Below are 24,135 nucleotides of genomic sequence, written 5' to 3'. Positions count from 1 at the left end.
GGCCGCTTACGAATCCGCCTTCGCCGGTGCGGCCGGCTTCGCGTTGTCCGCCAAAGGCGCGGACGGCGCGTCACCCCCCGTCATCGGGACCATGTGCGGCTTCACCTGTTCGCCGGGGCGCACGCGCTGCGTGCCGTTCACGACCACGCGATCGCCGGCCGAGAGCCCGCTCACGATCACGCGCCGGTTGCCGTGCTGCATCCCCTGCTGCACTTCGCGGTACGACACGCGGCCCTGCTGGTCGACGACGAACACGAACTTCTTGTCCTGGTCGGTGTTGATCGCCGCGTCGTCGACCAGCAGCGCCTCGTGCGGCGCGCTGCCGCCCACCTTCACGCGTGCATAGAGGCCCGGGACCAGCGCGCCATCGGCGTTGTCGAAGCGTGCACGCACGCGGATCGTGCCCGACGACGTGTCGAGCCGGTTGTCGACCGAGTCGATCTCGCCGCTGCGCGAGTAGCCGGTTTCGTTCGCGAGGCCGAGCTCGACCGGCACCTTGCGGCCGTTGCGCGCGCCGTTGATGTATTGCAGGTAGGTCTGCTCGTCCGCATCGAACGATGCGTAGATCGGCGACACCGACACCAGCGTCGTCAGCGGCGCGGCCGACGCGCCCGCCGACACGACGTTGCCGAGCGTGATTTCCGCACGCGACACGCGGCCCGCGACAGGCGCGGTGATCCGCGTATAGCCGAGGTTGATGCGCGCCGTTTCGAGCGCGGCTTCGGCGGCCTTCAGGTTCGCCGTCGCCTCGCGCGCCGCATTCTGCTTCTCGTCGTAATCGCGCTTCGCGATCGCGTTGTCGCCGATCAGCCGCTGCGCGCGCTGCCAGTCGGTCTGCGCGTAGCCGTTGCGCGCCTGCGCGGCCGCGAGCTGCGCAGCCGCGCGATCGGTTTCGGCCTGGTACGGGCGCGGGTCGATCACGAACAGCACGTCGCCCTTCTTCACGAGCGCGCCGTCCTTGAAATTCACCGCGACGATCGTGCCCGACACCTGCGGGCGCACGTCGACTTTTTCGACCGCTTCGAGGCGGCCCGAATAACTCTGCCAGTCGGTCACGGTCTGCGGCACGACGGTTGCAACGTCGACTTCGGGCAGCGGCGCGGCCGCTTTCTCCGGTGCGTTCGCGTTCACGCGCATCGCGCCGAACGTTCCAAGGCCGACGACGGCGAGCGTCACGATCGCCGCTGTCGCGATTCGGGAACGGGAGGTGCGTAGGATGGCCATGTGGATCTCCAGTAAACGTGGATTGGTTTTGCTTATTCGGAACGGTTCGGCTGGCGCGCCTGGAAGCGGCACTGGAGAAAGCGCACGGCTTCCTCGAAGGCGGCTTCGTGCGTCGCGAGCGCGGCGTGCGTGATGTCCGGATAGCGGATCACCTGCGTGAGCACGCCCGACGAGATCAGGCAGCCCGCATATTTCTCCGCTTCGACGTGCAGCACGTCGTTCTGCGCGGTGACGACGAGCGTCGGCGGCAGCCCCGCGAGGCGCACCGATTCGAGCGGCGCCGCATACGGGTGCATGCGTTGCGCGGCCTGCGGCAGATACGCGCGATAACAGGCCGCGCATTCGCGCGCGGTGATGTCGGAAGCGAGGCGCTCGGCGTCGCCGATGCGCGTCATGCTGGGGTCGAGCATCGGCCCGAACAGCGCCTGCGCGACGATCGATACTTCCCCGCGATCGCGCGCGATGAACGCCAGGCAGTTCGCGAGCTGGCCGCCCGCGTCGTGGCCCGCGACACCGATCTTCTTCGGGTTGCCGCCGAACGCGCGGGCGCGCGTCGCGGCCCACACGGCCGCGCGATACGCATCCTCCGGCGCAGCCGGAAACGGAAAAGCCGGCGCGAGCGAATAATCGACCGACACTACGAGAGCTGGTAAGCGTTCTGCTAAAAAACGCGCGGCGAAATCGGCGTCTTCGAGCGAACCGCGGACAAAGCCGCCGCCGTGGAAATAAAGCACTACTGGCAACCCGGTCTTGTCCGGTCGCCGGTAGAGGCGCAGCACGATGTCCTGCGCGTAGCCCGGAATTTCCACTTCGGCGACCGTCAGCGCCGCGCCTGCCGTGGCTTGCACGGGCAACGCGGCCTTCAGGAATTTGCTGAATTCAGAAGCGTCCATGACGATGCAGCATCCATTTCGAGATGGAACGAATTCTGGGTCCGGCAGACATTGGGATAAATGCCTATAATCCGGCAACACAATTCAACGCCCCCGAACAATCCGAGGCTGCGTTTACCCACGAGGTAGCGCAGCCTTCTTATTCGGGAGGCTCATTAGATTGCGGAGGTTGTGATGGACCGGCTTCAGGCCATGCAGGTGTTTACTCGCGTCGTCGATACAAGCAGCTTCACCAAGGCAGCAGAAACGCTCAGCTTGCCGCGAGCGTCCGTCACGACGATCATCCAGAATCTCGAAGCCTTCCTCGGCGTGCGGCTGATGCATCGGACCACGCGCCGGCTGTCGCTCACGCCGGACGGCGCCGCGTACTACGAACGATGCGTGCGGATCCTCGCGGACGTCGAGGAAACCGAGGCGAGCTTCCAGGCGAACAACCGGAAGCCGCACGGAAAGTTGCGTATCGACATGCCGGGTTCGATCGGGCGGCTGCTCGTGATTCCGTCGCTGTGCGAATTTCATACGCGCTATCCGGACATCGACCTGCAGCTCGGCCTGTCCGACCGGCCGGTCGACCTGCTGCAGGAAGGTGTCGATTGCGTGATCCGCGTCGGCGCACTGCAGGACTCGTCGCTCGTCGCGCGCCGGGTCGGCCTGTTCGAATGCGTGACGGTCGCGTCGCCCGACTATCTCGAACGCCACGGCGAGCCGCAGACGATCGACGACCTGAGCCAGCACAAGGCCGTCAACTACTTCTCGAGCCGTACCGGCCGCACGATCGACTGGACGTTCCTGACCGACGGCAAGGAAGTCGAGATGAAGATGGAAGGCATCGTGTCGGTGAACGACGCGGATGCGTACGTGACCTGCGGGATCGAAGGCTTCGGGCTGATCCAGCCGCCGCTCTTCATGGTGCTGCCGCATCTGCGCGAAGGCCGGCTCAAGGAAGTGCTGCCCGGCGTCAAGCCGCTGCCGATGCCGATCTCGGTCGTGTATCCGCACAGCCGCCATCTGTCGCCGAAGGTGCGCGTGTTCGTCGACTGGGTCGCCGAAGTGTTCGACCGCTGCCCGCTGTTGAGCGGCAAGGGCTGCCTCGACGCGACCTGCAGCAAGCGCACGTTCGAGGAAGCCGAGCGCGCACCGGTGCTCGACACGCCGGTCATCAACGAATGGGTCGCGTAATCGGCTCCGGGCGACCGAACTGCGCGCCTGAACTGAGCAACTGAACCGCACGCGCGGGCTGTGCAGCCCGCGCGTCGCCCCGCCTCCGCGCCACGTTCCAGCCTGGCGCACCTGATCCTTCCCGAATCCGCAGCAAACCTTTGTGCCAGGCGACGCAATCGTCCGCAGGCGTCGTCGCGCGCCGTCGCCGCACCCGCGCGAGGCCCGCTGCAAGCGGGTTCGAGCGGTTTCCGCATAACCCTGCCAGCCGTACGGATGTCGATTGTTCCACTGACACGACAATTCAATTCGCATCTGCCGCATTTATCGCGACGGAACAGATACCTAGAGTAAACCCTGTCGCGCACCTCGTTGCGCATCGAACAGATCCCGCTTGATGGGACCGGAGTAAGCGCGCTAGCGCCAGCTCCGAAAGACTGGAGTTTCGCCATGAACCGCCGCCATCTTCTCTCCGCCCTCGCCCTCACGCTCGCCGTGTCCGCACCGGCCTTCGCCGATTCGGGTACGCCGCACGCCGGTGACTACGGCAACACGTCGTGGTACTCGCAGCACTACGGCCCGCGCACGCGCGCCGAGGTGAGCGCGGAAGTCGAGCAAGCACGCAAGGACGGCACGCTCGCGTACCTGCGCAAGGCCAATTCGTATCCGCAAGGGCTCGAACTGGCACAAGGCCCGTATCGCTCGATGCCGGAAAGCAACCAGCTCGCCGGCGGGGGCCGGTAAACGCGCAACGCCGCGCAGCGGGTTGCCCCGTGCACGGCGTCGCGATTTCCCTATCGACGACTCGCCGAGTCAGTCAGTTAGATAGTTAGTTGCAGGAGCACATGATGAACGATCAACTCCCTTCGCCGCTCGATCACTGGGACGACACCACGCCGGTGTGGACGCCGTTCCGTTCGGCCCCGCAAGCGCACTGACCGCCGGCTGAGTCGTTACCCGGCGCTTACCGGCGCGGCACCCCGTCGCGCCATTCGCCCCAGTGCGTCACGATGTCCTGAACGAGCGGATTGCCCGCGCGGTACAGGTTTTCGGTCGCCGGGGCGAAGCCGCCCTGGTCCGCGTAGTTCAGCAGGTTGTCGGCACTCGTCTGCCCCGCATACGGCCGGTCGAAATCCGACCCCGTGCGCAGCAGCGCGACGCGCGACAGGTCGACCCGCTTCACGCTCGCCGCACGCTTGAGCGCTTCATACGTCGCGTTGTCTTCCTGCGCGGTCATGCAGTAGGTGCCCTTGCCGTCGGTCAGGATCTTGGTCCACTGGCGCGCGCGCTCGCCGATCAGCGTGCCCGAGAACCACGTGTTGCCCGATGACGTGTCGCATTGAATCACCGTCGGCGGCCGGTTCGCCGGCGCATACGTGAACTTCGCGCGCGCGGCCTGCGCCTGCGCGCTGTCGGCGAGCACCACGTTGCGCGACAGCGCGACCGCGGCGTCGGTCAGTTGCGGGTTGAGCTGGAACACCTCGGTGCGATAGTCGAGCGGCGGCTTGTCGTTCGGGCTCTTGGTGTTGATGCCGAGGAAGCCCGTATTCCAGCCGGCCGGAATCTCGCGTGCATCGAGCTCCCACTGCAGGCTGAAATCGACGAGGTATTTCGACCACGCGGCCGAACCGATCGTGCCTTGCGCGGGGTCGACGCCCGCGATCCCGGAAATCAGGAAGTACGTGCGGCGCAGATCGAAGCGCTGCGAGAACGTGAGCGCCATGATCGTCGCCGACGCGTTCGCATAGCCCATGCCGGTCGTGACCACGCACACGTCCTGCTTGTTGCAATGCACGTTCGGGTAGTCGGGCGACAGGCCGGGCACGGCGATGTCGCGCCACGGGCCGAGCCGGTCGAGCCATGCCTGACCCTCCGGACCGAACATCGTGATGATCATGACCTTGACCGGGCGGCCCTGTGCACCGGTCTCGGCGAATGCATTGTTGCCCGCGTCGTTGCCCTGGTTGTCCTGCGCGATCGACGGCGCAGTGGCACAGGCGGCGAGCGAGAATGCAGCAGCGGAAAGAATGGAGCGAGTCAGCATCGGCGTTCCTTGTTTCGATGATGTTGGGTGAGAACGGCTCTCGGAGACTGCGCGACGGAGTATAGAACGGGCATGCGCGATGCGGAACCCGACTACGAAACGGCAGCGATGGTGCCGTCCGGACGAAATGCACGCGCAAAGCGTGATGCGCATTGCCGGCATTCGAGCGCAATTGCGCAGCAATCGGCACCCGCCTCATGCAACACCATCAGGAATGCTATCGAGTTGACCGACTTTCCCACCGTGCCCGCACGACCGTTCCCCCGTCAACCGCTACAACCGCGCCAGCCCCGCGACCCCGTAACCCAGCACGACGAGCGCCGCCACCACATGGCTCGCCGCGAGCAGCCCCGGCGACTTCACGATCCGGCCGATCAAGCTGCCGCCGAACGCGAACACGAGTTGCCCCGCGAGGCTGCCGGCAAACACGCACGCGGCGCCGAGCAGCCAGTGCCGATGCGCACCGGCGGCGGCCGTTGCATAGCCGTAGAACAACAGGATCGTGAGCGGGTTCGCCAGCGTGACGAAGAACATCGATGAAAACGGGCGGCTGCCCGGTGGCCGCGCGTCGCCGTCGAGCGTGCGGCGGCGATCCCGCAGCGCCTGCCACAGCATTCGCGCGCCCATTGCGAGCAGCACGAGCGCGCCGACCAGACGAAACAGCGACAGATGCGCGGCGAGCGTGCTGGCGAGCATCGCGCCGAGCGTGAACGCAACGACCGCATAGCAGCCGTCGGCCGTCGCGACACCCACCGCCGCGCGCACGCCGCTTGCGGTGCCGGCGCGCATCCCGTAGTTCGCGATCATCAGCGCAACGGGCCCGACCGACAGCGCGATCATCAGCCCGAACAGGAAATCGTTCATCGGTCGTCGATGCCTTCGATGGAAGGCATCGATTCTAGCGACCGCAATCGTTCAGGTGTGGCGAATCAGCGTCACGCGACATCGACGCGCGCAGGCCCGTCCACCATCTCGCCGATCACGCCCGCGCGGTCGAAGCCGTCGGCACGGAAGCATGCGAGCACGTCATCGACGGCCTCGGGCGCGCACGCGACCAGCAGGCCGCCCGACGTCTGCGGATCGGTCAGCAGCGCCTGTGCGACGGGTGGCAACGTGTCGGCCAGCTGGACGTCCGCGCCGTACGCGGCCCAGTTGCGGCCCGACGCGCCGGTGAACACGCCGTCGGCGACGAACGCCTCGACACCCGTGAGCCACGGCAACGACGCATAGTGCACGCGTGCGGTGAGGTGCGCGCCACGTGCCAGCTCGAGCGTATGGCCGAGCAGCCCGAAGCCCGTGACGTCGGTCAGCGCATGCACGCCCGGCAGCGCGGCGAGCTCGGCGCCCGGCCGGTTCAGCTTGGTGGTCGTCGCGACCATCTGCGCGTAGCCCGCGGCGTCGAGCTGGTTCTTCTTCAGCGCGGCGGACAGCACGCCGACGCCGAGCGGCTTGCCGAGCACGAGCACGTCGCCCGCACGGGCGGCCGCATTGCGCTTCACGCGCGACGGATGCACGACGCCGATCGCCGCGAGCCCGTAGATCGGCTCGACCGAATCGATCGAATGGCCGCCGGCGACCGGAATGCCGGCATCCGCGCACACCGATTCGCCGCCGCGCAGCACGGCCGCGATCGTCTCGTGCGGCAGCACGTTGATCGGCATCCCGACCAGCGCGAGCGCGAGGATCGGCTTGCCGCCCATCGCGTAGACGTCGGACAGCGCGTTGGTGGCCGCGATGCGGCCGAAGTCGAACGGATCGTCGACGATCGGCATAAAGAAGTCGGTGGTCGCGACGATCGCCTGCTCGTCGTTGAGGCGATAGACGGCCGCGTCGTCGGACGTCTCGGTGCCGACCAGCAGATCCGGGAACAGGGCAGGCGGCGTCGCGCGCTTCAGCAGCTCGGACAGCACGCCCGGCGCGATCTTGCAGCCGCAGCCGCCCCCGTGCGACAGGCTCGTGAGGCGCGGAACGGCAGGCTGGGCTTGGGTGGCTTCGGTCATGGTCGGCATCCGGTGAATAACAACACGCCATTATCGACAATTCCGTGCGAGCGCGCCCGATACCCACATAATGACGGCGCTCCCGCCCCCGTCCGCCCCTTCGCCCATGGACCACCTCTTCATCAGCCTCGTGCTGTGCTCCGCGTTGCTGCACGCGATCTGGAATGCCTTCCTCCACGTCAGCGAAGACCGGCTCGTGCAGCTCGGCACGATGTCGCTGCCGTATTTCGCGTTCGGTGTCGTCGGCGCCGCGCTGCTGCCCGCGCCGGCGCCCGCCGCGTGGCCGTACATCGCCGCGTCGGCCGCGCTCGAGGTCGCGTACTGCTTCACGCTGGCGCGCGCGTACCGCAGCGGCGAATTCGGGCAGATCTATCCGATCGCGCGCGGCATCTCGCCGCTGCTCGTGTCGGTGCTGGCGCTCGCGATCCTGCACGAGCGGCCGACGCCGTTCGGCTTCGCGGGCATCGCGCTCGTGTCGTTCGGCATCATGTCGCTCGCGCTGCGGCGCGGCTTCCGGTTTTCCGGCGAAGGCGTGCCGTTTGCGCTGCTCACAGGCGTGTTCATCGCCGCGTATTCGATCTGCGACGGCATCGGCTCGCGCGTATCCGGCAGCGCGCTCGGCTACATCGCGTGGGTGTACGTGCTGTGGAGCGTGCCGCAGTTCGTGCTGGTCTGCGCGGTGCGTGGCGGCCCGCGCGCGGTGCTCGGCTCGCGCACCGCGCTCACGCAAGGCGCGATCGCCGGCACGATCTCGCTCGCCGCGTACGGGATCGTGATCCTCGCGTACCGGTACTTGCCGGTCGGGACGGTGTCGGCGCTGCGCGAAACGAGCTCGATCTTCGCGGTGGCGATCGGCTGGCTCGTGATGCGCGAGCGGCCCGGCGCGCAGCGGCTCGCCGCGTGCGCGCTGGTGGTGGCGGGCGCGGCGCTGATCCGGCTGTAAGCAGAAAGCGCGCGCCCGCGGCCTGCCGCCGCGTCAGAACTTGTGGCGGATGCCCGTCACCGCGACGATCTGCGTGCGCGTGCTCGACGGATTCGAGATCCCTTCGATCGCGGCCACCGTGTTCGATGAAGCGCGCTGGTAGAACGCGTTCACGTAGATATCGGTACGCTTCGACAGGAAATACTGTGCGCCGACGCTCGTCTGCAGGTAGTGCGAGCTCGGCTTCGGCCCCTGCGACGCGAGCACCTGCGTATAGGTTTCGCCGAGCGCGAACTGCAGCGCGGGCGTCATCAGGTAGCGCACGCTGCCCTCGTAGTTGTTGAAACGCATCGCGCCGCCCGTCTGCAGGTTGAACAGCGAGCTCGTGTACAGCAGCCCGAAGGTCGCGGCGCCCCATGCATACGCGCCACCCGCGCCCCAGATCTGCTGGCGCGTCACCCCCTTGATGAACGTGTAGTAGTTGTCGGACGCGGCCGCACCCGTCGTGTCGATGGCCGGATGATCGACGCGCACGTAGGCCGCGCCGAGCTGCAGCGGGCCGTTCTCGTAGCTCGTGCCGACGCTCCACACGCGGTTCTGCGCGAACGACGTCGAATTCGAGAACCCGTACAGGCCGACCGCGCGCAGCCCGTACCACGTGGGCGTCTGGTACTGCACCGAGTTGTTGGTGCGGAACGTGTTGTTCAGGTCGTCGGTGTCGAACGGATGCAGCGCGTACTGCGTGAGCGCGGTGGTCGCGCCGATCTGCAGCGGCTCCAGCACTTCCTGCGCCGCGTTGTACTGGCGGCCCATCGTCAGCGTGCCCCAGCGGTCGTTTTCCAGCCCGACGTACGCGCGGCGCCCGAACAGCCGGCCGCCCTGGCTCGCCGCGCCGCTCTCGATGTTGAAGCCGTTCTCGAGCCGGAACACCGCGCGCGTGCCGCCGCCGAGGTCTTCCTTGCCGAGCAGCCCGAAGCGCGTGCCCTGCTCGTTGCCGCCGGTCGCCTGCCACGCGGCGTGGCCGTTCTGGTTGTTCGTGTACGTGATCCCCGAATCGACGACGCCGTACAGCGTCACGCTCGACTGCGCGTATGCGTGCGTCGCACCCGCCGCCATGGCGATACCCGCCAGCGCGACCGCCATCCCTTTTCGCTTCATCTCCGACCCCTTTTATCGATTGAATATGGGGAGCGATTTATTTCGCTCGAAACGTGTTTTATTGAATAAAACATCGTCTTATTCATTGTCGAATTCGGCGATTTTAAGCGTCAAGCGATGCCAAAAATCCCACGTGGCCGTCAAATACCGCTTAATCTCAATGTGTTTCGCGGAATGAAACAGACCCAATAACGACGGGCATTACAGGCCGTTCTCGGCGCGTAATCCCGGTGTCGCAAAAAGCCCTTGACCGCGATTTTCAGTCGTTGTGAAATATTGATACGCTGTTTTAATGATTAAAACAAACGAACGAGACGCCTCGAGAAACTAGGTAAAGAACCTGATCCACATGCTGACGTTTAATTGCAACAACGCGACTGCCGGCGTATCGCCCGCGCATTTCATCGCGACACCGACGGTGCCGGCCCTGCCGATCGTCGTCGACTCGCCGCACAGCGGCATCGCGTATCCGCCGGACTTCGCCACCGTCGCACCCGACGACGCGATCCGCACGACGTGGGACGCGTACATCGACGAACTGTGGGCAGGCACTCCCGCGCGCGGCGGCACGCTGCTCGGCGCGACGTTTCCGCGCGCGTACATCGATCCGAACCGCGCGGAAACCGACATCGACGCAACGCTGCTCGCCGAGCCGTGGCCCGAGCCGCTGTCGCCGCAGCCGTACACGCAGCGCGGGATGGGGCTGATCCGGCGCGACGCGCTGCCCGGCGTGCCGCTGTACGACCGCAAGCTGTCGCTCGCGGAAGTGCGCCACCGGATCGACGCGTACTACCTGCCGTACCGCCGCGCGCTCGCCGGCATCGCCGAGCCGCTGCATGCCGCGCACGGCGCGCTGTGGCACATCGACTGCCATTCGATGAAATCGCGCGGCAACGCGATGAACGTCGACGCGGGCGCGTTGCGGCCGGACGTCGTCGTCAGCGACCGGCGCGGCACGACCGCCGATCCGGCCTTCACCGCGTGGACCGCGCAGTGGTTCGCCGATGCCGGCTACCGCGTGCAGGTCAACGACCCGTACCAGGGCGGCGACCTGCTGACCGCGCTCGCCGATCCCGCACGGCAACGCCACGGCATCCAGATCGAATTCAACCGCGCGCTGTACATGGACGAGGCCGCGTTCGCGAAACACGCGGGCTTCGCCGCGCTGAAGCGCTCGGTCGACGCCTATCTCGACGCGCTCGCCGATTACGTCCGCGCGCGCATCGCACCGCAGGGAGACCCCGCATGACGACCTACATCGTCGACGCCGTCGACAGCGCACTGAAGCTGCTGACCTACGTAGCCGAGCATCCGAACCTCGGCGTGACCGAGCTCGCGTCGCAACTCGGCATCAACAAGTCGCGCACGTACCGGATGCTGTGCACGCTCGAACTGCACCGCTTCGTCGTGCAGGACCCACGCACGTCCACCTATGCGCTCGGCCCGCAGGCGTTCGTGATCGGCGTGGCCGCGTCGCAGCAGAACGCGCTCGTGCGCGCCGCGCACCGGCACATGCTCGCGCTCAACCAGGCGATCAACGAGACCATCGTGCTGCGCGTGCGCGAAGGGCTCGAATCGGTGTGCGTCGCGCGTTGCGAAACGACGCACACGGTGCGCACCGTCGGCGCGGTCGGCAACCGCCGGCCGATCAATTTCGGCGCATCGGGCAAGGTGTTGCTCGCGTTCGCGCCCGATGCGGTGCGCGACGAATATCTCGCGCAACTGCGCCGGAACGGGCAGGCCGACGACCCGGCGAAGCTCGCCGGCGAACTCGACGCGGTCGCGCGCAAGGGGTATGCGGTGAGCAGCGGCGAGGTGACGCCCGGCGCAGTCGGGATCGCGGTGCCGGTGCGCGACCTCACGGGCGCGACGGTCGCGTCGGTCAGCGTGACGGGGCCCGAGGTGCGCGTGAGCCATGCCGACATCCCCGACTATCTCGAACGCCTGCAGGCGTGCAGCCACGCGATTTCCGCCGAACTCGGCTACGTCCCGGCGCGCGCCGCGCTGCAACCGGCCTGACGGCCCGCTTCCCTCACCGACGAGGATCCGATGCCCGCCTCTTCCCCGAACCCGACCGGCGCGCGCGCCGCCGACGCCACCGCGATCGCGGCCCCGGCCGATGCCTCGACCGACAACGCGACCGACAGCGCAACCGGCGACGCATCGGCCCACGCCGATCGCGCGCCCCATCCGCACGGCCGGATGCTGCATCCGGTCGTGATGATGCTGTGGGTGCTGGCCGTCGCGATCGCGCTCACGTGGAGCGTCGATTCCGGCCGCTTCGAGCGCAACGGCCGCCTCGTCGTGCCGGGCACCTATCACGTGGTGCCGAAGACCACCGCGCTTGCGACGCTCGTCGCGCCGGCAGTCAGCCACAGCACGCCCACGCATGCGATGCCCGCGAGCCTCGTCTCGGCGTTCGTCGCGATACCGGAAGGATTGCTGAAGAATGCGCCGCTGATCGTGATGGTGATGTTCGTCGGCGGGATGTTCGGCGTGATGCGCCGCACCGGCGTGGTCGACGCGGGCATCGACCGGCTGCTGCAGCTCACCGGCAACAACGCGTATCTGCTCACGCCGCTGCTGATGATCCTGATCGGGCTCGGCAGCACGCTGCTCGGCTTCATCTCCGAGTACCTCGTGATCATTCCGATGGTCGTCGTGATCGCGCGGCGCCTCGGCCTGTCGGACCTGTTCGCGGTCGCACTCGTCGCGCTCGCCGCGAAGATCGGCTATATCGCGTCGGTCACGAACCCGCTCGCGCTGGCCGTCGCGCAGCCGCTCGTCGGCGTGCCGCTGTTCAGCGGCGTCGCGCTGCGCGCGGCCGTGTTCGTCGTCTTCCTGACGATCGGCATCCTGTACCTGCTGCGCTACGTGCGCAGCACCGGCTATCGCGCCGGGCAGACCGCCGCCGGCCACGCCGCGCACGCGGCCGCGAAGCTGTCGCTGCGCCACAAGGCGACGCTGGCCGTGTTCGCGGCGGCCGTCGCGATGCTGATCTACGGCACGCGCGAGCTGAAGTGGGGCAACGTCGAGCTGGCGGCGTTCTATACGTTCGTGAGCATCGCGACGGCCGTGATCGGCGGGCTCGATTCGCGCAGCGCGGCCGATGCGTTCGTCGACGGGATGAAGAACATGATCCTCGCGGCGCTGCTGATGGGGCTCGCCGCGTCCGTCGAGCTGCTGCTGCAGAACAGCCTCGTGCTCGATACGCTGATCCACTTCTTCACGCGGATGGCGGACGGCCAGTCGCCCGTGTGGGTCGCGAACGGACTGATGGGCGTGCAGATGGTGCTCGACGTGTTCATTCCGTCGGTGTCGGGCAAGGCCGCGGTCAGCATGCCGATCATCGGGCCGATCGCGCAGCTCTCCGGCGTAAGCGGCCAGACCTCGGTGCTCGCGTTCGTGCTCGGCGGCGGCCTGACGAACCTCGTCACGCCGACGTCGGGGATGCTGCTCGCGTATCTGGCAACGGCACGCGTCGATTTCGGTGCGTGGATCCGCTTCGTGCTGCCGCTGTTCCTGACGCTGCTCGCGCTATCGTGCGTCGTGCTGACGTTCGCGGTGTGGATCGGGTATTGAGGGTCGGGGCCGCCGTGAAACGCGCATTCTCTCCGCCCTGCGGAGAGAATGGCTTGGTCGGCCATCAGCCGTGTGCATCACGACGCCATGCCGCCGCTGGATGCGCCGTTCAAGCCACCTCGACCGCCCCGCCGAACGCCCGCTCGTCGATCGCCTCGGCGAGCGTTGCGAACGCGGTCGCGATCTCGTCCTCCGGCACGCACGCATAGCCGAGCAGCAACCCCGACGCCGCGCGCTCGCGATCCGCGTAGTAGCCGGACAGCGGCCGCACGACGATGTTGCGTTCGAGCGCGGCCTGCGCAACCGCGCGATCGTCGACACCCTCCGGCAACTGCGTGACGAGATGCAGCCCCGCATCGCTGCCGAGCGCGTGCAGCGTGTCACCGTAACGTTGCGCGACCGCGTCGAGCAGCACTTCGCGGCGCTGCCCGTACAGCGTGCGCATCTTGCGGATGTGCGACACGAAGTGCCCTTCCGCGATGAATTCCGCGAGCACGGCCTGCTGCAGCAACTGCCCTTCGCGATACAGCTCGGCGCTCGCGGTCGCGAAGCTTTCCGCGAGCGGCTCCGGTGCGACCAGGTAGCCGACCCGCAGCCCCGGGAACAGCGTCTTGCCGAAACTGCCGACGTAGATCACCTGCCCCGACGTGTCGAGGCCCTGCAGCGACGCAAGCGGCCGGCTGCCGTAGCGGAATTCGCTGTCGTAGTCGTCCTCGATGATCCAGCAGCCGTGCTGGCGCGCGTATTCGAGCAGCATCCGCCGCCGCGCGAGGCTCATCACCATGCCGAGCGGATACTGGTGCGACGGCGTAACGAGCATCAGCTTCGGCGGCTCGGCGAGATCGGCGGCCGACGGCGCGATCCCTTCGTCGTCGACCGGAATCGGCCGCGTCGTCAGCCCCGACACGTTCAGCACGCTGCGCACGCCCCAGTAGCACGGATCCTCGGTCCAGATCGCGTCGCCCGGGTCGGTCAGCAACCGCACCGCGAGGTCGATCGACTGGTGGATGCCGGTCGTGATCACGATCTGCTCGGGCGTGCAGCGCACCGAGCGCGACGTGCGCAGGTAGTCGGCCAGCGCCTCACGCAGCAGCGCGAGCCCGCCGCCCGGCGCGTAGGTCAGCAAATCGGGGCGCAGGCGCCGCCAGTACTTGTTGTGCAGCCGCGTCCACACGCGCGCCGGAAATCGCGACACATCGGGCACGCCCGGCATGAACGCGCCGCCCTGCCGCTTCGACACGCCGGCGCCTTCGACGAGCCGCGTGCCACGCGCGGACAGCCGCCGCGCCGACGACAGCACGAGCGCCGGACGCGCGGCGGCCGCGTCGGGCGGTGCGCCGACGATCTCGTCCGGCGCGCTGTCGGCCACGAAGGTGCCGCGGCCCGTCGCCGAATTCACATAGCCTTCGAGCGCAAGCTGTTCGTAAACCTGCGTGACCGTGTTGCGCGCGATCCCGAGCTCGGCCGCGAGCAGCCGCGACGACGGCACGCGCGTGCCGGCCGGCAGTTCGCGCGACAGGATCGCCTGTTGCAGCAGCCGGTGAAGCTGCCGGTAGATCGGCTGTTCGCCGCCGCGCACGAGGCGCTGCGCCAGCCAGTCCGACAACACGCTCGCGCGCATGATTGGCTCCTGTATATTTATTGAAATGGCTCTGATTGTCAGAGCCAAATGTGATTATAGTCGCCTCCATGGGCTGCCAACGCGCCCGATTCCCTACTCACCGGAAAGAACATCAAGGAGATGACCGTGAAGAATGCCGACCTGCTGGCCCGCAAGAACGCCGCCACCCCGCGCGGCGTTGGCGTGATGTGCGAGTTCTACGCAGCCCGCGCCGAGAACGCGGAACTGTGGGATGTCGAAGGCCGCCGCTTCATCGATTTCGCCGCCGGCATCGCGGTGCTGAACACGGGCCACCGCCACCCGAAGATCGTCAAGGCAATCTCGGATCAACTGAACCTTTTCACGCACACCGCTTACCAGATCGTCCCGTACGCGTCGTACGTCGAGCTGGCTGAAAAGATCAACGACCGCGCACCGGGCGACTTCCCGAAGAAGACCGCGTTCTTCACGACCGGCGCAGAAGCCGTCGAGAACGCGATCAAGATCGCACGTGCAGCGACCGGCCGTCCGGGCGTCATCGCCTTCGCAGGCGGCTTCCACGGCCGCACGATGATGGGCATGGCGCTGACCGGCAAGGTCGCTCCGTACAAGCTGAACTTCGGCCCGTTCCCGGGCGACGTGTTCCACGCGCCGTACCCGAACGCCGTGCACGGCGTGACGACCGCCGACTCGATCAAGGCGATCGAGATGCTGTTCAAGGCCGACATCGATCCGAAGCGCGTCGCCGCGATCATCTTCGAACCGGTCCAGGGCGAAGGCGGCTTCAACCCGGCGCCGGCCGAGTTCGTGCGCGCGCTGCGCAAGATCTGTAACGAACACGGCATCCTGCTGATCGCCGACGAAGTCCAGACCGGCTTCGCGCGTACCGGCAAGCTGTTCGCGATGCAGCACTACGACGTGCTGGCCGACCTGATCACGATGGCGAAGAGCCTCGCGGGTGGCATGCCGCTGTCGGGCGTCGTCGGCCGTGCGGACGTGATGGACGCGGCAGCGCCTGGCGGCCTCGGCGGCACGTACGCGGGCAACCCGCTGGCCGTCGCATCGGCACACGCGGTGCTCGATATCATCGACGAAGAGAAGCTGTGCGAGCGCGCGACGCAACTCGGCGACGTGCTGAAGGCGAAGCTGAACGCACTGCAGGCCGACGTGCCGCAGATCGCCGACGTGCGCGGCCCGGGCGCGATGATCGCGGTCGAGTTCCTGAAGCCGGGCTCGGGCGAGCCGGATGCGGACTTCACGAAGCGCGTGCAGGCGCGTGCGCTCGAGCGCGGCCTGCTGCTGCTCGTGTGCGGCGTGTACTCGAACGTCGTGCGCTTCCTGTTCCCGCTGACGATTCCGCAAGCCGTGTTCGACGAAGCACTCGTGATCCTCGAGGAAGTGCTGAAGGAAACGGTCGGCGTGCCGGCCTGAGTTCCCGTCGACTTCAATTGAATGCGCCGCCGCCGTCTTCATGACGGCGGCGGCCGTTTCATCCGTCCTTTTCGAAGCAGGTGATTCATATGAGCACTGTTCAGGAAACCCTGGCACTGAAAGACCCGTCGCTGTTCCGCCAGCAGGCGTACGTCAACGGCGAATGGCAAGGCGCGACGAACGGCGAGACGTTCGAAGTCCGCAACCCGGCAACGGGCGGCCTGCTCGGCACCGTGCCGGCGATGGGCACGGCCGAGACGCGTCACGCGATCGAAGCCGCGAACGCCGCATGGCCGGCGTGGCGCAAGAAGACCGCGAAGGAACGCGCGGTCGTCCTGCGCAAGTGGCACGACCTGATGATGGAAAACGCCGACGACCTCGCACTGATCCTGACGACCGAGCAGGGCAAGTCGCTGGCTGAAGCGAAGGGCGAAATCGGCTATGCCGCGTCGTTCCTCGAGTGGTTCGCGGAAGAAGGCAAGCGCGTGTACGGCGACACGATCCCGACGCCGGCGAGCGACAAGCGCATCGTCGTGACGAAGGAAGCGATCGGCGTGTGCGCGGCGATCACGCCGTGGAATTTCCCGGCGGCGATGATCACGCGCAAGGTCGGCCCGGCGCTCGCCGCAGGTTGCCCGATCGTCGTGAAGCCGGCCGAGGCAACGCCGTTCTCCGCGCTCGCGATGGCCGTGCTGGCCGAGCGCGCGGGCGTGCCGGCCGGCGTGTTCAGCGTCGTCACGGGCGACCCGAAGGCGATCGGCGGCGAGCTGACGTCGAACCCGATCGTGCGCAAGCTGTCGTTCACCGGCTCGACGCCGGTCGGCCGCCTGCTGATGTCGCAGTGCGCGGCGACGGTCAAGAAGGTGTCGCTGGAGCTCGGCGGCAACGCACCGTTCATCGTGTTCGACGACGCGGATCTCGATGCGGCCGTGCAGGGCGCGATCGCATCGAAGTACCGCAACAGCGGCCAGACCTGCGTGTGCACGAACCGTTTCTACGTGCATGAAGCCGTGTACGACCAGTTCGCGCAGAAGCTCGCGGCGGCCGTCGGCCAGCTGAAGGTCGGCCGCGGCACCGAGCCCGGCGTCACGCAAGGCCCGCTGATCAACGAAGCGGCGGTACTGAAGGTCGAGGCGCACATCGAGGACGCGCTCGCGAAGGGCGCGACCGTCGTGACGGGCGGCAAGCGCCACGCGCTCGGCCACGGCTTCTTCGAGCCGACCGTGCTGACGGGTGTCACGCCGGCGATGAAGGTCGCGAAGGAAGAAACGTTCGGGCCGCTCGCGCCGCTGTTCAAGTTCGGCAGCGACGACGAAGTGATCCGTCTCGCGAACGACACCGAGTTCGGCCTGGCCGCGTACTTCTACAGCCGCGACATCGGCCGCGTGTGGAAGGTGGCGGAAGCGCTCGAATACGGGATGGTCGGCGTGAACACGGGCCTGATCTCGAACGAAGTCGCACCGTTCGGTGGCGTGAAGCAGTCGGGCCTCGGCCGCGAAGGCTCGCACTACGGCATCGACGACTACGTCGTGATCAAGTACCTCTGCCTCGCCGTCTGACGGTTCAGGGCCTGGCGCGCCAGCGACAGGCCCTGACCGCCCGGCCGGAACCGGGCGGTCCGACGCGGGCCGGTGTCCCTCTCCGCCGTGCCCGCGTCATCTTGATATGCGCGATGTCGCTCCGCTCTGCGCACGCGATTTCGACGCCGTATCCGCCGATACGTCATATCGCGCACGAATTTCGTTCAAGTCTCGTTTCCCATTTCGCAGCAAGTCGCTAGATTGAGCGCTCCGCCTCGATCCGGGTTGCTCGCGTATGCACACCTCACCTGATGGTCCGGCGTACAAAGAGCCCGCATGGCGTACGGGCGGGTGACCTTCCCGCCGCACTCCTGGCATCGCTCCGCGTGCTCATCCAAACACGCTCACCGTTTCCACCACGCGCATCGCCTGCTGCCTCAGGCGTACCGATGCTGCCGCTTTCTGCTCGATCACCCCTCGCACCGGTTTCGATGGCCGTTTCACACCATCAAATTAAGTCGGACTACGAACCAGAAATCGTACTCGTTCTATAGACAGCGAAAAGCTCACCGGCCATTGTCTATGGCTTGTCCCCACACAACGCATCCGGGTCGATGGAAGAAGAACATGCCGCCGGTTATCTCCGTTGAAGATGCCGCGATCGGTCAATGCGCGATGCATGACTCGAAGTCAGCCGAACAGGTCCTTACCAACTTCAATTGAGGATATAACCATGAGCCGACGGGCAGTGAGGATCGGCGACCCGACGACGACAGGCGGAATCGTCATCAGTAGTTCGTCAGATATGCTTAGCGAAAACAAGACCATCGCCGTAAATGGCGACAAGGCGACATGTGGAAACTGCGAGGGGATGTTTCCGATAGCTGGCAGCGCGGTGGGCGTGATATCCAACGGGCGATGTATGGCTTTGGAGGGCGACGCGGTGCTCTGCCCGTGCGGACAAAACCTTCTCATGTCCGGCGGCGATTGCACGTTCTTTTACGAGGACGACGATGGCCACGGCGACGGCGACTACTACGCGGCAAACCCAACCACCACGCTTTCTTCGTTCGGGCCCAGGCGATACGGGCCTGCATCTGGCATCCATGACGAACAGTATGTGTTACGTGAGGCGGACAGCGGGCGACCTCTCGCGAATGTCCGATATCGGATTCGCCTATCGTCCGGAAAGATATTCAGCGGCGTGACAGACGCGACAGGTCACACGCAACGCATCACATCCGCGTATGCGGAATCGATCAAGTTCGAGATCACGAGGAACGGAAATGTCGAATCCTGACGACTACGTGCTGGTACACGACACGGCCATGACGAACACAAGGCCCGGTTCCAAGGTGTATGTCGATATCAACACGAAGCCGATTTGCCCGAACATGAGCAATGAAGCGTTCAGAAAGATCGTGATGCGCGCGCGCGATGAAGCCGTCCGTCTGATTAATGCCCGTATTGCAGCACTAGCAAGATGGGACGCGAACGAACAGGCGCGCGTCACCACCTATTTTGGACGTGCCAATGCGCAGATTCGCAACACGTTATCGGCCGGTCTTCCACGATTGCGCTCCGCGATGCAAGAGCTAGTGCCAGAAAAAATTGTCCGATGGGACAGCGAAACCGGCAAGAATCTATCTTGCACAGTCGTACCTGACAGCGGTCAAAACCGTGCTGCCGTTTGCAAGCCCGACTCCAATAAACGAGTCGTTGCTATCTATTCGTCATTTTGCAGCGACCCGTTTGGCGAGTTGTATCATGAGGCGCAGATAAAGGTGCTAATTCACGAATGCACCCACTTCACCGACACATTCGATGCAGATGACGCCATGTATGGAAATAGCGAATCCGGAATGAAATTTTTTGCGATGAACAACCCGGACCTCGCCATTAATAACGCCGACAGCATCACCGGATACATAGCAACCTTTGACAAGACGATCGAATAATGAATAGAAATTCTTTCAGATCCAGCGTTGCAGTCTGCGCGCTCACGCTGTCGTCAATGCTATTGACCTCAGCGGTGGCGTGCACGATCGGCGAGGAAGCACGTTTGCAACTTCCACTCAACACGACCACGCTTTCCAATGCAGACAGAGTGACGATAGCCGATAGCGTTATCGAGGCAAAAAAATGGCCGAATGTTGAAATTCAAGCAATAATCATTGCAGGTGCTTTTGTTTACGAGAGGAACATCGAAAAACTGAAGGATATACGCGGAGAAAATGCAAAGGAATATTTGCAACAGCTTGGGATCCGCACCGATCACATCCTCATCGACAAAAAGACATTTACCGATGAAATGATTACGCGACGACCGGACGGCACAATAAAAACCAATCAGCTCATCGTGGAATTTACGCCGATATGTAAAGGCGGCTGCGCATGGATGTGTGACGACCCTCGCGTGAAGCCACACAGCAAGCTCATCAATCGCTGACCACGGGGTGCCCGCGTATGCGGTGTTCTCATTCCAAAATGCCAGCAGTGTCGCCGGGTACGATATCGACGGTGACTCAGCTCGTGACCGCCCTCACGCTTGCGTTGAGCTGCGCACACACGGCGTTCGCCTGTGACGGCGCATCGAACATGCCCGCCCACTACATCGACATTGTTTTCGATGCTGATTCAAGCACGATTTCTTCGACTGAACTGTCGAGATTGTCCGCATGGTCGAGCGACATGCACAAGCGCTTTCCGATCATAGATACGGTATGGCTGATCGGACTGGCCGAACAAACCGAACTCGACGCGCAACAACTTGCAACGCGACGAGCGGAAAACGTGATGGCGGTCCTGGATCAGCATTCGATCCGTGGCGAGAAAAGCGCCTTGGCTGGGAAAATTTTCAAACCGGACGAGTTCGACCAATCCGGGCGACGCGTCGAAGTGAACGTTGGTCCGGGTTGCCCCAACCACTGTTGCCCGAACCTCAATCCCAAACCCAAGGTGCAATGACGTAGACGGCCAGCGCAACGCGGGCCGTCTACGTCCCGCACCACACATCACCGAAACACGTTCACCGCCTCCACCAGCCGCGTCGCCTGCTGCTTCAAACTCTCCGACGCCGCCGTGCTCTGCTCGACCAGCGCTGCGTTCTGCTGCGTGATGTTGTCCAGATGCACGACCGCCTGATCGACCTGCGCGACCCCCGTGCTCTGCTCCGCCGTCGACGAGCTGATCTCCGCGATCAGGTCCGACACGCGCTTCACCTGCGTGACGATGTCCTCCATCGTCTTGCCCGCGCCGTCGACGATCCGCGCGCCCGATTCGACCCGTTCGACGCTGGCGCCGATCAGCGTCTTGATCTCCTTGGCCGCGTTCGCGCTGCGCTGCGCGAGCGCCCGCACCTCGCCCGCAACCACCGCGAAACCGCGCCCCTGATCGCCGGCCCGCGCGGCCTCCACCGCCGCGTTCAGCGCAAGGATGTTGGTCTGGAACGCGATGCCGTCGATCACGCCGATGATGTCGGAGATCTTGCGCGAACTCGCGGTGATGTCGTTCATCGTCGTGACGACCTCGCCCACCGCCTGCCCGCCGCGCTCGGCCGCGTCGCTCGCCGACACCGATAACTGATTCGCCTGCAGCGCGGTTTCCGCGTTGCTCGACACGGTCGCCGTCATTTCGGCCATCGACGCGGCCGTCTGCTGCACGCTCGTCGACGCCTGCTCGGTGCGCGCGCTCAGATCATTGTTGCCCTGCGCGATCTCGTTGCTCGCGCGCTGCACGTTCAGCACCTGTTCGCTCACGTCGTCCACGAGCCAGCGGAACATCAGCCCGAGCTGGTTGATCGTACGCAGCGTCATGCCGATCTCGTCGACGCGATTCATCGCCACGCCGCTGCGGCTTTCGCCGGTCGCGACGCGCAACGCCTGGTCGCGCAACTGCATCAGCGGCCGCGCGATCTGCGCATCGAGCCACAGGCCCGCCGCCGCCGCGGCACCAGCCGCCACCGCAGCAAACGCGGCGAGCGCGCCGCCTTGCAGGCCGCATGCCCAGCCGCCGGCCACCACCACCGGCGCGAGCACGCACAGCGACGCATGGAGCCGCGCGCGCACCGACATCGTCTGGAACAGCGACATGAAGCCGGTCACGCCCTTGCGGACAATCAACCCCTTGTGGAAATGCCGGTTGCCGGCGTTGCCTTCGCGGAACGCCTTGTAGAGCGCCTCGGCAGCGGCGATCTCGTCGCGTGATGCCTTCGTGCGCACCGACATGTAGCCGGTCGGCTGCCCGTTGCGCATCACCGGCACCGTATTCGAGCGCACCCAGTAGTGATCGCCGTTCTTGCGGCGGTTCTTCACGAGCGCGGTCCACGGCTCGCCGCCCTTGAGCGTCGCCCACATGTCGGCGAACGCCTCCTTCGGCATGTCCGGGTGCCGTACCACGTTGTGCGGCTGGCCTTCGATCTCTTCGGGGGAAAATCCGCTGACCTGGATGAATGCCGCGTTCGCGTAGGCAATGTAGCTGTTCGCGTCGGTGGTCGACATCAGCGTCGCGTCGTCCGGAAAATCGAATTCGCGTTGCGTGACGGGCTGGTTGTTGCGCATGGTGTGGAGCTCCGGGTAGCGGATCTTGCGCCCGCTTGTCGATTGATTCTCGACCCCGCGCATTGCGGTCGATCCGCATGCGCATTGGTCTGGCTCCTGCGCTTTCGGCAAATTCGGCGAAAACATTATGCCGTATTCGGGTAAATATGCATTAAAAATGCATCATCTTGTTTTTACCAAACAATTCGTTTATGGATGAAACTAAACACCAGGCCGGGCAAGGGTTTGACGGCCACTCATCAAATTATTCCTGACTTGATCATCCCGACTCGATTCAACGCATCGACACACAATCCCAAATACGAATATTTCTCGTTTGGCGCAATGCGCTTGAATCGAAAAACCTGAATGCGCATCGCGCTTCAAACAGGATGCAACGCTTGGGCGCGCACACCGTGTGCGCGCCCCGACGATCACCGGAACACGTTCACCGCATCCACGAGACGCGTCGCCTGCTGCTTCAGGCTCTCCGATGCCGCCGTGCTCTGCTCGACCAGCGCCGCGTTCTGCTGCGTGATGTTGTCCAGATGCACGACCGCCTGGTCGACCTGCGACACGCCGGTGCTCTGCTCGGCCGTCGACGAGCTGATCTCGGCGATCAGGTCCGACACGCGCTTCACCTGCGCGACGATGTCCTCCATCGTCTTGCCTGCCTCGTCCACGCGCCGCGCGCCCGACTCGACGCGGTCGACGCTCGCGCCGATCAGCGTCTTGATCTCCTTGGCCGCGTTCGCGCTGCGCTGCGCGAGCGCCCGCACCTCGCCGGCGACCACCGCGAAGCCGCGTCCCTGTTCGCCCGCACGTGCCGCCTCCACCGCCGCGTTCAATGCAAGGATGTTGGTCTGGAACGCGATGCCGTCGATCACGCCGATGATGTCGGCGATCTTGCGCGAGCTGGCGGTGATGTCGCTCATCGTCGTGACGACCTCGCCCACCGCCTGCCCGCCGCGCCCGGCCGCCTCGCTGGCCGACATCGCGAGCTGGTTCGCCTGCAGCGCCGTCTCCGCGTTGCTGTCGACAGTTGCCGTCATCTCGGCCATCGACGCGGCCGTCTCCTGCACGCTCGACGCGGCCTGCTCGGTGCGCGCGCTCAGGTCGTTGTTGCCCTGTGCGATCTCGTTGCTCGCGCGCTGCACGTTGTGCACCTGCTCGCTGACGTCGTCGACGAGCCAGCGGAACATCAGCCCGAGCTGGTTGATCGTGCGCAGCGTCATGCCGATCTCGTCGACGCGGTTCATCCGCACGCCGCGCCGGCTTTCGCCGGTCGCGACGTTCAGCGCCTGGTCGTGCAGCCGCTTCAGCGGACGCACGATCTGCGCATCGAGCCACAGGCCGGCCGCCGCCGCCAAGCCGACCGTCGCCGCGGCAAAACTCGCGAGCCCGCCGCCGGCCAGCCCGCATGCCCAGCCCGCGCCGACGACCGCCGGCGCGAGGACACACAGCGCCGAATGCACGCGCGCGCGCACCGACATCGTCTGCGACAGCGACGCGATGCGCAGCAGCCCCGTGCGGATCACCAGTCCCTTGTGGAACCGGCGCTGGCCGGCCTTGCCTTCACGAAATACCTTGTAGAGCGCCTCGGCGGCGACGGTCTCGTCGTGCGGCGCCTTCGTGCGCACCGACATGTAGCCCTGTGGCTCGCCGTTGCGCATGACGGGAATCGCGTTCGCACGCACCCAGTAATGGTCGCCGTTCTTGCGGCGGTTCTTCACGAGCGCGGTCCACGGCTCGCCGCGCCTGAGCGTCGCCCACATGTCGGCAAACGCTTCGCGCGGCATGTCCGGGTGGCGCACCACGTTGTGCGGCTGGCCGACGAGTTCCTCGTTCGTGAAGCCGCTCACCTGCGCGAACGTCGTGTTGGCGTAGGTGATGATGCTGTCTGCATCGGTCGTCGACATCAGCGTGACGTCGTCGGGAAAATCGAATTCCTGTTGAGTGACGGGCTGGTTATTGCGCATGCAAGGCTCCGAAAGGCGGATCTGTCGTCCGCGCCGCGCTGAAATCACGCTCAGTAGCCGAAAAACGGTTTATCGCTTTACGACGG

At 65.7% G+C, this 24,135-nt stretch carries 21 protein-coding genes; 12 read left to right on the top strand and 9 right to left on the bottom strand.

The genetic code is table 11. The annotated features are described in order from the left end of the window. Positions 1 to 6: 6 nt before the first annotated feature. Complete coding sequence (ceoA, locus tag ACN8ZM_RS32230; protein WP_043180924.1) at positions 7 to 1,224, bottom strand: multidrug efflux RND transporter periplasmic adaptor subunit CeoA; 1,218 nt, start codon at positions 1,222 to 1,224, stop codon at positions 7 to 9. A gap of 32 nt (positions 1,225 to 1,256) precedes the next feature. Beyond that, entirely contained in the window at positions 1,257 to 2,117 is an 861-nt protein-coding gene (locus ACN8ZM_RS32225) for an alpha/beta hydrolase (protein ID WP_043180926.1), read from the bottom strand. 174 nt (positions 2,118 to 2,291) lie between these two features. Here ACN8ZM_RS32225 and ceoR point away from each other — a divergent pair, with 174 nt between their 5' ends. Continuing rightward, positions 2,292 to 3,296, top strand: a complete 1,005-nt coding sequence (gene ceoR, locus ACN8ZM_RS32220; RefSeq protein WP_420211811.1) for a putative multidrug efflux transcriptional regulator CeoR — start codon at positions 2,292 to 2,294, stop codon at positions 3,294 to 3,296. A gap of 429 nt (positions 3,297 to 3,725) precedes the next feature. Further along, positions 3,726 to 4,019, top strand: a complete 294-nt coding sequence (locus ACN8ZM_RS32215; RefSeq protein ID WP_027790465.1) for a DUF4148 domain-containing protein — start codon at positions 3,726 to 3,728, stop codon at positions 4,017 to 4,019. 220 nt (positions 4,020 to 4,239) lie between these two features. Here ACN8ZM_RS32215 and ACN8ZM_RS32210 read toward each other — a convergent pair whose 3' ends face one another. The 3 genes from ACN8ZM_RS32210 to selD all read right to left on the bottom strand — a co-directional run bounded on the left by ACN8ZM_RS32210 (position 4,240) and on the right by selD (position 7,319). Beyond that, the gene (locus ACN8ZM_RS32210) at positions 4,240 to 5,319 is read right to left on the bottom strand and encodes a purine-nucleoside phosphorylase (protein ID WP_043180933.1); all 1,080 of its coding nucleotides are present in this window, start codon (positions 5,317 to 5,319) and stop codon (positions 4,240 to 4,242) included. A 273-nt stretch (positions 5,320 to 5,592) separates the two neighbouring features. Continuing rightward, on the bottom strand, positions 5,593 to 6,183 hold the full coding sequence (locus ACN8ZM_RS32205) for a LysE family translocator (protein ID WP_166890000.1): 591 nt from the start codon (positions 6,181 to 6,183) through the stop codon (positions 5,593 to 5,595). Between the two features lie 71 nt (positions 6,184 to 6,254). Further along, positions 6,255 to 7,319 (bottom strand): selenide, water dikinase SelD, encoded by a 1,065-nt coding sequence (gene selD / locus ACN8ZM_RS32200; RefSeq protein ID WP_080741529.1) that lies wholly within the window; start codon positions 7,317 to 7,319, stop codon positions 6,255 to 6,257. A 106-nt stretch (positions 7,320 to 7,425) separates the two neighbouring features. Here selD and ACN8ZM_RS32195 point away from each other — a divergent pair, with 106 nt between their 5' ends. After that, positions 7,426 to 8,262: an EamA family transporter gene (locus ACN8ZM_RS32195; RefSeq protein ID WP_420211810.1), complete on the top strand. Its 837-nt coding sequence runs from the start codon at positions 7,426 to 7,428 to the stop codon at positions 8,260 to 8,262. 33 nt (positions 8,263 to 8,295) lie between these two features. On the opposite strand, the gene ACN8ZM_RS32190 is transcribed toward ACN8ZM_RS32195, so the two are convergent. Continuing rightward, positions 8,296 to 9,399, bottom strand: coding sequence for a porin (locus tag ACN8ZM_RS32190; RefSeq protein ID WP_205822427.1), 1,104 nt, complete (start codon positions 9,397 to 9,399; stop codon positions 8,296 to 8,298). Positions 9,400 to 9,748: 349 nt separating this feature from the next. Here ACN8ZM_RS32190 and ACN8ZM_RS32185 point away from each other — a divergent pair, with 349 nt between their 5' ends. From ACN8ZM_RS32185 to ACN8ZM_RS32175, 3 genes are read left to right on the top strand one after another with little or no spacing between them, the layout of a single operon-like run. Next, complete coding sequence (locus tag ACN8ZM_RS32185) at positions 9,749 to 10,648, top strand: N-formylglutamate amidohydrolase (RefSeq protein WP_420211809.1); 900 nt, start codon at positions 9,749 to 9,751, stop codon at positions 10,646 to 10,648. Further along, positions 10,645 to 11,418 (top strand): IclR family transcriptional regulator, encoded by a 774-nt coding sequence (locus ACN8ZM_RS32180; protein WP_043180948.1) that lies wholly within the window; start codon positions 10,645 to 10,647, stop codon positions 11,416 to 11,418. The genes ACN8ZM_RS32185 and ACN8ZM_RS32180 overlap by 4 nt, the downstream gene beginning before the upstream one ends. A 30-nt stretch (positions 11,419 to 11,448) precedes the next feature. Beyond that, entirely contained in the window at positions 11,449 to 12,981 is a 1,533-nt protein-coding gene (locus ACN8ZM_RS32175; RefSeq protein WP_420211808.1) for an SLC13 family permease, read from the top strand. A 109-nt stretch (positions 12,982 to 13,090) separates the two neighbouring features. Here the strand turns inward: ACN8ZM_RS32175 and ACN8ZM_RS32170 are convergent, their stop codons facing one another. Further along, complete coding sequence (locus ACN8ZM_RS32170) at positions 13,091 to 14,602, bottom strand: PLP-dependent aminotransferase family protein (protein WP_043180954.1); 1,512 nt, start codon at positions 14,600 to 14,602, stop codon at positions 13,091 to 13,093. A 120-nt stretch (positions 14,603 to 14,722) separates the two neighbouring features. Between ACN8ZM_RS32170 and ACN8ZM_RS32165 the strand changes: the two genes are divergently transcribed. The 6 genes from ACN8ZM_RS32165 to ACN8ZM_RS32140 all read left to right on the top strand — a co-directional run bounded on the left by ACN8ZM_RS32165 (position 14,723) and on the right by ACN8ZM_RS32140 (position 20,499). Beyond that, a complete protein-coding gene (locus ACN8ZM_RS32165) occupies positions 14,723 to 16,012 on the top strand; it encodes a 4-aminobutyrate--2-oxoglutarate transaminase (RefSeq protein WP_420211807.1) in 1,290 nt (429 codons plus the stop codon). Positions 16,013 to 16,101: 89 nt separating this feature from the next. After that, on the top strand, positions 16,102 to 17,571 hold the full coding sequence (gene gabD / locus ACN8ZM_RS32160; RefSeq protein ID WP_021156413.1) for an NADP-dependent succinate-semialdehyde dehydrogenase: 1,470 nt from the start codon (positions 16,102 to 16,104) through the stop codon (positions 17,569 to 17,571). Between the two features lie 694 nt (positions 17,572 to 18,265). Continuing rightward, on the top strand, positions 18,266 to 18,832 hold the full coding sequence (locus tag ACN8ZM_RS32155; RefSeq protein WP_420211806.1) for a PAAR domain-containing protein: 567 nt from the start codon (positions 18,266 to 18,268) through the stop codon (positions 18,830 to 18,832). Continuing rightward, entirely contained in the window at positions 18,819 to 19,490 is a 672-nt protein-coding gene (locus ACN8ZM_RS32150; RefSeq protein WP_420211805.1) for a M35 family metallo-endopeptidase, read from the top strand. Before ACN8ZM_RS32155 ends, ACN8ZM_RS32150 begins: the two co-directional genes overlap by 14 nt. Continuing rightward, complete coding sequence (locus ACN8ZM_RS32145; RefSeq protein WP_420211804.1) at positions 19,490 to 19,981, top strand: hypothetical protein; 492 nt, start codon at positions 19,490 to 19,492, stop codon at positions 19,979 to 19,981. Before ACN8ZM_RS32150 ends, ACN8ZM_RS32145 begins: the two co-directional genes overlap by 1 nt. 71 nt (positions 19,982 to 20,052) lie before the next feature. Further along, positions 20,053 to 20,499 (top strand): hypothetical protein, encoded by a 447-nt coding sequence (locus ACN8ZM_RS32140; RefSeq protein WP_420211803.1) that lies wholly within the window; start codon positions 20,053 to 20,055, stop codon positions 20,497 to 20,499. 47 nt (positions 20,500 to 20,546) lie between these two features. Here the strand turns inward: ACN8ZM_RS32140 and ACN8ZM_RS32135 are convergent, their stop codons facing one another. Together ACN8ZM_RS32135 and ACN8ZM_RS32130 are read right to left on the bottom strand one after the other, a co-directional pair. Continuing rightward, positions 20,547 to 22,091, bottom strand: a complete 1,545-nt coding sequence (locus ACN8ZM_RS32135) for a methyl-accepting chemotaxis protein (RefSeq protein WP_420211802.1) — start codon at positions 22,089 to 22,091, stop codon at positions 20,547 to 20,549. A 413-nt stretch (positions 22,092 to 22,504) separates the two neighbouring features. Further along, positions 22,505 to 24,049, bottom strand: a complete 1,545-nt coding sequence (locus ACN8ZM_RS32130) for a methyl-accepting chemotaxis protein (RefSeq protein WP_089451779.1) — start codon at positions 24,047 to 24,049, stop codon at positions 22,505 to 22,507. Positions 24,050 to 24,135 lie beyond the last annotated feature (86 nt).

The sequence above is a fragment of the Burkholderia aenigmatica genome, assembly GCF_048627025.1.
In the GTDB taxonomy this organism is placed as follows: domain Bacteria; phylum Pseudomonadota; class Gammaproteobacteria; order Burkholderiales; family Burkholderiaceae; genus Burkholderia; species Burkholderia aenigmatica.
This window is presented reverse-complemented; position numbering and strand designations above follow the sequence as displayed.

Excerpts from the sequence above, each read along its gene's own strand:
- ceoA (WP_043180924.1), bottom strand. The coding sequence starts at position 1,224 with ATGGCCATCCTACGCACCTCCCGTTCCCGAATCGCGACAGCGGCGATC.
- ACN8ZM_RS32225 (WP_043180926.1), bottom strand. The coding sequence starts at position 2,117 with ATGGACGCTTCTGAATTCAGCAAATTCCTGAAGGCCGCGTTGCCCGTG.
- ceoR (WP_420211811.1), top strand. The coding sequence starts at position 2,292 with ATGGACCGGCTTCAGGCCATGCAGGTGTTTACTCGCGTCGTCGATACA.
- ACN8ZM_RS32215 (WP_027790465.1), top strand. The coding sequence starts at position 3,726 with ATGAACCGCCGCCATCTTCTCTCCGCCCTCGCCCTCACGCTCGCCGTG.
- ACN8ZM_RS32210 (WP_043180933.1), bottom strand. The coding sequence starts at position 5,319 with ATGCTGACTCGCTCCATTCTTTCCGCTGCTGCATTCTCGCTCGCCGCC.
- ACN8ZM_RS32205 (WP_166890000.1), bottom strand. The coding sequence starts at position 6,183 with ATGAACGATTTCCTGTTCGGGCTGATGATCGCGCTGTCGGTCGGGCCC.
- selD (WP_080741529.1), bottom strand. The coding sequence starts at position 7,319 with ATGACCGAAGCCACCCAAGCCCAGCCTGCCGTTCCGCGCCTCACGAGC.
- ACN8ZM_RS32195 (WP_420211810.1), top strand. The coding sequence starts at position 7,426 with ATGGACCACCTCTTCATCAGCCTCGTGCTGTGCTCCGCGTTGCTGCAC.
- ACN8ZM_RS32190 (WP_205822427.1), bottom strand. The coding sequence starts at position 9,399 with ATGAAGCGAAAAGGGATGGCGGTCGCGCTGGCGGGTATCGCCATGGCG.
- ACN8ZM_RS32185 (WP_420211809.1), top strand. The coding sequence starts at position 9,749 with ATGCTGACGTTTAATTGCAACAACGCGACTGCCGGCGTATCGCCCGCG.
- ACN8ZM_RS32180 (WP_043180948.1), top strand. The coding sequence starts at position 10,645 with ATGACGACCTACATCGTCGACGCCGTCGACAGCGCACTGAAGCTGCTG.
- ACN8ZM_RS32175 (WP_420211808.1), top strand. The coding sequence starts at position 11,449 with ATGCCCGCCTCTTCCCCGAACCCGACCGGCGCGCGCGCCGCCGACGCC.
- ACN8ZM_RS32170 (WP_043180954.1), bottom strand. The coding sequence starts at position 14,602 with ATGCGCGCGAGCGTGTTGTCGGACTGGCTGGCGCAGCGCCTCGTGCGC.
- ACN8ZM_RS32165 (WP_420211807.1), top strand. The coding sequence starts at position 14,723 with ATGACCGTGAAGAATGCCGACCTGCTGGCCCGCAAGAACGCCGCCACC.
- gabD (WP_021156413.1), top strand. The coding sequence starts at position 16,102 with ATGAGCACTGTTCAGGAAACCCTGGCACTGAAAGACCCGTCGCTGTTC.
- ACN8ZM_RS32155 (WP_420211806.1), top strand. The coding sequence starts at position 18,266 with ATGAGCCGACGGGCAGTGAGGATCGGCGACCCGACGACGACAGGCGGA.
- ACN8ZM_RS32150 (WP_420211805.1), top strand. The coding sequence starts at position 18,819 with ATGTCGAATCCTGACGACTACGTGCTGGTACACGACACGGCCATGACG.
- ACN8ZM_RS32145 (WP_420211804.1), top strand. The coding sequence starts at position 19,490 with ATGAATAGAAATTCTTTCAGATCCAGCGTTGCAGTCTGCGCGCTCACG.
- ACN8ZM_RS32135 (WP_420211802.1), bottom strand. The coding sequence starts at position 22,091 with ATGCGCAACAACCAGCCCGTCACGCAACGCGAATTCGATTTTCCGGAC.
- ACN8ZM_RS32130 (WP_089451779.1), bottom strand. The coding sequence starts at position 24,049 with ATGCGCAATAACCAGCCCGTCACTCAACAGGAATTCGATTTTCCCGAC.